This is a genomic window from Rheinheimera sp. (assembly GCF_030824435.1).
GTDB lineage: Bacteria > Pseudomonadota > Gammaproteobacteria > Enterobacterales > Alteromonadaceae > Pararheinheimera.
Map to the genome: position 1 here is coordinate 1 of NZ_JAVBXS010000070.1, position 6,734 is coordinate 6,734.

5 protein-coding genes are annotated in these 6,734 nt (G+C 48.0%); all 5 read left to right on the plus strand.

Translation table 11 applies throughout. From position 1 onward, the window contains the following. A partial coding sequence (locus tag RCH83_RS13290) for a phosphotransferase (protein ID WP_306522882.1) occupies positions 1-526 on the plus strand: 526 nt, incomplete at its 5' end. 165 nt (positions 527-691) lie between these two features. Then, complete coding sequence (gene dapB, locus RCH83_RS13295) at positions 692-1,501, plus strand: 4-hydroxy-tetrahydrodipicolinate reductase (RefSeq protein ID WP_306522884.1); 810 nt, start codon at positions 692-694, stop codon at positions 1,499-1,501. 262 nt (positions 1,502-1,763) lie between these two features. After that, positions 1,764-2,894 (plus strand): glutamine-hydrolyzing carbamoyl-phosphate synthase small subunit, encoded by a 1,131-nt coding sequence (gene carA, locus RCH83_RS13300; protein WP_306522886.1) that lies wholly within the window; start codon positions 1,764-1,766, stop codon positions 2,892-2,894. A gap of 20 nt (positions 2,895-2,914) precedes the next feature. Then, positions 2,915-6,136: a carbamoyl-phosphate synthase large subunit gene (carB, locus tag RCH83_RS13305; RefSeq protein ID WP_306522888.1), complete on the plus strand. Its 3,222-nt coding sequence runs from the start codon at positions 2,915-2,917 to the stop codon at positions 6,134-6,136. After that, the gene (gene greA, locus RCH83_RS13310) at positions 6,133-6,609 is read left to right on the plus strand and encodes a transcription elongation factor GreA (RefSeq protein ID WP_306522890.1); all 477 of its coding nucleotides are present in this window, start codon (positions 6,133-6,135) and stop codon (positions 6,607-6,609) included. The genes carB and greA overlap by 4 nt, the downstream gene beginning before the upstream one ends. The last annotated feature ends 125 nt before the right edge of the window (positions 6,610-6,734 follow it).

Here is a 6,734-nt window from a genome sequence, read left to right on the forward strand (position 1 = left end):
GCTGGTTGATTTTTGTCTGGCCCAACAACATCTGGTGGTCGAACTTGAACAACTTTGCCAGAACCTGCCGCTTCGGGTTTGTCATAACGACACTAAAATCAATAACATGCTGTATTCAGAGCAGCAGCAGCGTGGCATCGCCGCTATAGATCTCGACACTTGCATGCCGGGTTTTTGGTTATTTGATTTTGGCGATATGGTGCGTACCTGTTGCTCGCCTGAGCCGGAAGATTCGTTAAATACAGAAGCTGTCAAAATCCGTCCTGAGATTTTTAAAGCTTTGGCCGAAGGGTATTTAACAGGTTTGGCTGGCGTTATCACCCAGGCTGAACAACACAGTTTATTACTGGGCGCCAAAATAATGTGTTTGATGATTGGCATTCGCTTTTTGGCGGATCACCTGAATGGTGATGTTTATTTTGCGGTAAAACGCGACAATCACAATTTGCAAAGGGCGCACAATCAAATCCGCTTGTATCAGGATTTGTTAAAGCAACAAGATGAACTGGCGGCTTATTTAAGTTAACTATTTCAGTTAACCATTTTAAGCTAACTATTTAATCCAACTATTTAAGCTAGCTATTTAAGCCAACCATTTAAGTTAAAAACGGCGTTTTGCCACACTGCGCCGGGCTAATGGATAAAAGGCAGGTTTCGCCCTGTTCATACTGCAAAACAAAAAGGTAATCGCATGACAACTTTAGGTATTTTTGGCGCCAATGGCCGGATGGGGCGTGCTTTGGTGACAGTGGCCGCCGAGCAAAAACTGAATCTGACCCAGGCAACAGTACGTCAGGGCTCAACCTTGGTTGGGGTAGATGCCGGTGAACTGGCAGGTTGTGGCAAGTTGGGCTTGGCACTTAGCGAAACCTGTTTAAATTCAGTGCAACAAGCCGATGTCTGGGTCGATTTTACGATGCCCGAAGCCATGCTGGCGCAGCTGGAATTGGCAGTGCAGGTGAAAAAAGCCATGGTGATTGGGGTCACAGGGTTGTCTGATGAACAATACGCCAAAGTAAAAGCCGCAAGTGAGCATATTCCGGTGGTGTGGGCGCCCAATATGAGTGTGGGCGTGAACCTGTTGCTGCATCTGGTGCAAACCGCCGCCAAAGTGATGGGACAAACTGCTGACATCGAAATTATTGAAGCGCATCATCGCTTTAAAAAAGATGCACCCAGCGGCACTGCGCTCGCTATTGGCAACAGCATTGCCAAAGCCATAGGCCGCGATTTAAGCCAGTGTGCTGTGTATGGCCGTGAAGGTATTACCGGCGAGCGCGACCAACAAACCATTGGTTTTGCCACAGTACGGGGTGGCGACATCATTGGTGACCATACCGCACTCTTTGCTGACCTGGGTGAAAGGTTGGAAATCAGCCATAAAGCGTCCAGTCGCAGCACTTTTGCCCAGGGCGCTTTGCGTGCAGCGCTTTGGTTGCAAAATAAACAGCCCGGACTTTATTCTATGCAGCAAGTGCTGGGTTTGGCCGACTTATCTTAGGTTTTTGGGTCATTCTTCGCAAAATTGCTGCAAAACCGTTATTTTTATAATTTTTCAAAAAAGGATTAGACCAAATCCAGCAAATAGCCTAAAATACTGCGGTTTGCCTGAAGGGTCTGTTGGTCGCTGTTTATTGGTGAATAAATTCATCAGTAAGAAGAATGCAACAGCCAAAGCGCAATAAAGAGTACACAATTTTGGGTCAGAACGGGTTGTAAAACATTGTCAGTTTTCGCCCGTTTTTTGCTGTTTGGAGGTTACCTTGACTAAGTCCGCCCTGCTCGTACTGGAAGACGGCACCGTATTTCGCGGTACAGCCATTGGCGCTGAAGGTTTTTCTGTTGGTGAAGTAGTGTTTAACACTTCGATGACAGGATATCAGGAAATTTTGACCGATCCTTCGTATGCTGAGCAAATGGTCACGCTGACCTATCCCCACATTGGTAATACCGGCACCAATGATGAAGATGAAGAATCCGGTAAAGTTTGGGCCAAGGGCCTGATTATTCGTGACCTTCCTCTTCTTGCCAGCAATTTCCGCAATCAACGTTCTCTTAGTCAATATCTTCAAGACCACAACATTCTCGGCATCGCCGACATCGACACCCGTAAGTTAACCCGCATCCTGCGTGAAAAAGGCGCTCAAAACGGCTGTTTAATGGCAGGCGACATCGACGAAGCCAAAGCATTAGAGCTGGCGCGCAGTTTCCCGGGCCTGTCGGGTATGGACTTAGCCAAAGAAGTCACAGTCACTGAAGCTTACCAGTGGACTGAAGGAAGCTGGAAATTAGGCCAGGGTCACCAAAAAGCGCCTGAGTCTAAGTTTCACGTGGTTGCTTACGATTTTGGTGTGAAACGCAATATTTTACGTATGTTGGTCGACCGCGGTTGCAAATTAACTGTAGTTCCGGCCAAAACAACAGCGGCTGAAGTGCTGGCGATGAACCCGGATGGCATCTTTTTATCCAACGGCCCTGGCGACCCGGCCCCTTGTGATTACGCTATCAAAGCGATTGAAGAATTCCTGAAAACCGACATTCCGGTCTTTGGTATTTGTTTAGGCCATCAGTTATTAGCGCTCGCCAGCGGAGCCAAAACCTTAAAAATGAAATTTGGCCACCACGGTGGTAACCACCCGGTGCAGAATCTGGACAGCAAAAAGGTGCTTATTACAGCGCAAAACCACGGTTTTGCGGTAGATGAAGCTACGATGCCAGCCAACTTGCGTGCCACTCATAAATCTTTGTTTGACGGTTCATTACAGGGCATTCACCGCACTGACAAACCGGCGTTCAGCTTCCAGGGTCACCCAGAAGCCAGCCCGGGGCCGCATGAAGCCTCTGAATTGTTTGACCATTTTATTGATTTAATGACCCAAGCCAAAGCCAAATAAGCCAGGAAAAGAGACGAGACATGCCAAAACGTACCGACCTTAAAAGTATTCTGATCCTCGGCGCTGGTCCTATTGTGATAGGCCAGGCCTGCGAATTTGACTATTCAGGCGCTCAGGCCTGTAAAGCGCTGCGTGAAGAGGGTTACCGGGTTATTCTGGTGAACTCTAACCCAGCCACCATCATGACAGATCCTGAGATGGCGGATGCCACCTACATCGAGCCTATCCACTGGCAGGTTGTTGAAAAGATTATTGAAAAAGAACGTCCATGTGCAGTGTTGCCAACCATGGGCGGTCAGACAGCATTAAACTGTGCGCTGGATTTAGAACGTCATGGTGTGCTGGCTAAATACAATGTGGAAATGATTGGCGCCACCGCCGATGCCATTGATAAAGCCGAAGACCGTGGCCGTTTTGACAAAGCCATGCGTTCTATTGGTTTAGCTTGCCCACGTGCCGGTTTTGCCCACTCGATGGAAGAAGCCTATCAGGTGCTGGAAACCATTGGTTTCCCTTGTATTATCCGTCCTTCATTCACTATGGGCGGCTCAGGCGGTGGTATTGCTTATAACCGCGAAGAGTTTGAAGAAATTTGTACCCGTGGCCTGGATTTATCACCCACCAAAGAGTTGCTGATTGATGAATCTTTAATTGGCTGGAAAGAATATGAAATGGAAGTGGTGCGGGATAAAAACGACAACTGCATCATTGTCTGCTCTATCGAAAACTTTGACCCAATGGGCGTGCACACTGGTGACTCTATCACTGTGGCGCCGGCACAAACCCTGACCGACAAAGAATACCAAATCATGCGTAATGCCTCTTTGGCGGTGCTGCGTGAAATTGGCGTGGAAACCGGTGGTTCTAACGTGCAGTTTGGTATTAACCCTGTTGACGGCCGTATGGTCATTATTGAAATGAACCCACGGGTGTCACGTTCATCAGCCTTAGCGTCTAAAGCAACAGGTTTCCCTATTGCCAAAGTGGCTGCCAAGCTGGCGATTGGTTACACACTGGACGAACTGGCCAATGACATTACCGGTGGTCGCACCCCGGCGTCTTTTGAGCCAAGCATCGACTATGTGGTCACTAAAGTGCCACGTTTTAACTTCGAAAAATTTGTTGGTGCCAATGACCGTTTAACCACCCAGATGAAATCTGTTGGTGAAGTGATGGCGATTGGCCGTAACCAGCAGGAATCATTGCAAAAAGCGTTACGTGGTCTGGAAATTGGTGTTTGTGGTTTAGACCCTATCATCGACATTCATGCCCCTGAAGCCAAAGAGAAAATCACCCGTGAGCTGCGTGAACCTGGTTCACATCGTATTTGGTACATTGGTGATGCTTTCCGTTTTGGCATGAGCATGGATGAGATTTTTAAACTGACCAACATAGACCCATGGTTCCTGGTGCAGATTGAAGATTTGATTAAAGAAGAAGCTGCGGTAAAAGCCGGTGGTTTTGCCGGTTTGGATCAAGCCCGTTTAACAGTGTTAAAACGTAAAGGTTTTGCCGACAAACGTATTGCCGACATCTTAGGTGTGGCAGAAGCTGAAGTGCGCAAAAAACGCCATGGTTTTGGTTTACACCCTGTCTATAAACGTGTGGATACCTGCGCTGCCGAATTTGCATCAGACACCGCTTATATGTACAGCACTTATGACGAAGAGTGTGAAGCAGCGCCAACCACTCGCGATAAAATTATGATTATCGGCGGTGGCCCAAACCGGATTGGTCAGGGTATTGAATTTGACTACTGCTGTGTACACGCCGCTTTAGCGCTGCGTGAAGATGGTTATGAAACCATTATGGTGAACTGTAACCCTGAGACAGTATCAACCGACTACGACACTTCAGACCGCTTGTATTTTGAACCTATTACGCTGGAAGACGTGCTGGAAATAGTGCGTAAAGAACAGCCAAAAGGCGTGATAGTGCAATATGGTGGTCAAACACCGCTAAAATTAGCCCGCGCTTTAGAAGCGAACGGCGTGCCAATTATTGGTACATCACCTGACGCCATTGACCGTGCTGAAGACCGTGAACGTTTCCAGCAGGCGGTTGAGCGTTTAGGCTTAAAACAGCCGAAAAACGCCACTGTCACAAGCTTGGAAGAAGCCATTAACAAAGCGCCGGATATCGGCTACCCCATGGTGGTTCGCCCATCTTATGTACTGGGTGGCCGCGCTATGGAGATTGTCTATGACGACCAGGATTTACGTCGTTATATGACTGAAGCTGTCAGTGTGTCAAATGACTCACCGGTGTTGTTAGACCGTTTCCTTGATGATGCAATTGAAGTGGATATCGACGCCATTTGTGATGGCACCGAAGTCATTATCGGTGGCATTATGGAGCACATTGAACAAGCCGGTGTGCACTCAGGCGACTCAGCCTGTTCATTACCGCCACACAGCCTGAGCAAAGAAATTCAGGATGTAATGCGCGAACAGGTGAAAAAGCTGGCGCTGGAATTGGGTGTGGTTGGTTTAATGAATACCCAGTTTGCAGTGAAAGACAACGAAGTGTACCTGATTGAAGTGAACCCACGTGCTGCCCGTACCGTGCCTTTTGTGTCTAAAGCAACTGGTGTTGCAGTGGCCAAAGTCGGTGCCCGTTGTATGGCTGGCCGTTCGCTGAAAGAGCAGGGTGTGACTAAAGAAATTATTCCACCTTATTTTTCAGTCAAAGAAGTGGTGATCCCATTTAACAAGTTCCCTGGTGTTGACCCGCTGTTAGGCCCCGAAATGCGCTCAACAGGTGAAGTGATGGGCGTGGGTGAAACCTTTGCCGAAGCTTTTGCCAAGAGTGAGTTAGGTGCAGGCACAGTGATCCCAACAGGTGGCCGCGCTTTACTTTCAGTGCGTGATAGCGATAAAGTGCGCGTGGTTGAGCTGGCACGAACCATGGTTGCTCTGGGTTTTGAACTGGATGCAACAGGGGGCACCCATGCAGCTCTGGCTGCGGCAGGTATTCCTTGCCGTGCAGTGAATAAAGTGTTTGAAGGCCGCCCGCACATTCTGGATCGGATCAAAAACGGTGAATACAGCTACATAGTCAATACCACCGAAGGTCGTCAGGCCATTGAGGATTCAAAAGTGTTACGCCGTGGCGCGCTGCAACATAAAGCAAATTACACCACCACACTGAATGCTGCTTTTGCGACTTGTAAAGCAAATGCAGCCAATGCTTTTGCCACCGTCAATTCAGTGCAGGAGTTACACAAGAGAGTAAACGGATGATTCAAATCCCGATGACAGTGGAAGGCGCGCAGGCTCTGCGCGACGAGCTGCATGAGTTAAAAAGTGTTAAACGTCCGGCTATTATTGAGGCTATAGCCGAAGCCCGTGAACACGGCGATCTGAAAGAGAACGCTGAATATCATGCGGCACGTGAAGCACAGGGTTTTTGTGAAGGTCGTATTCAGGACATTGAAGCCAAGTTGTCCAATGCTCAGATCATCGACATCACAAAGTTACCCAATAATGGCAAGGTTATTTTTGGTACCAGAGTCACTATTCTGAACCTGGAAACCGAAGAAGAAGTAACTTACCGCATAGTTGGTGACGACGAAGCGGATATCAAAAACAACCGGATTTCAGTGAATTCGCCAATAGCCCGTGGTTTAATTGGGAAAGAACTGGATGACGTGGTGAATATCAACACTCCTAATGGTGTGGTTGAGTTTGAAATCACCAACGTTGAATATTGCTGAACTGTCAGTGACTAGTCCTGAAATAAGTTGACCCTTATTTCATTAAAACGCCCGATGCACTTCATCGGGCGTTTTGTATTTTAGTGCAAGGTGAGGACGGCGGGTATTATAGATACGGACGGACT

What these genes read in the sequence shown, in the direction of transcription:
- dapB (WP_306522884.1), top strand. Translation starts at nt 692, where the DNA reads ATGACAACTTTAGGTATTTTTGGCGCCAATGGCCGGATGGGGCGTGCT.
- carB (WP_306522888.1), top strand. Translation starts at nt 2,915, where the DNA reads ATGCCAAAACGTACCGACCTTAAAAGTATTCTGATCCTCGGCGCTGGT.
- greA (WP_306522890.1), top strand. Translation starts at nt 6,133, where the DNA reads ATGATTCAAATCCCGATGACAGTGGAAGGCGCGCAGGCTCTGCGCGAC.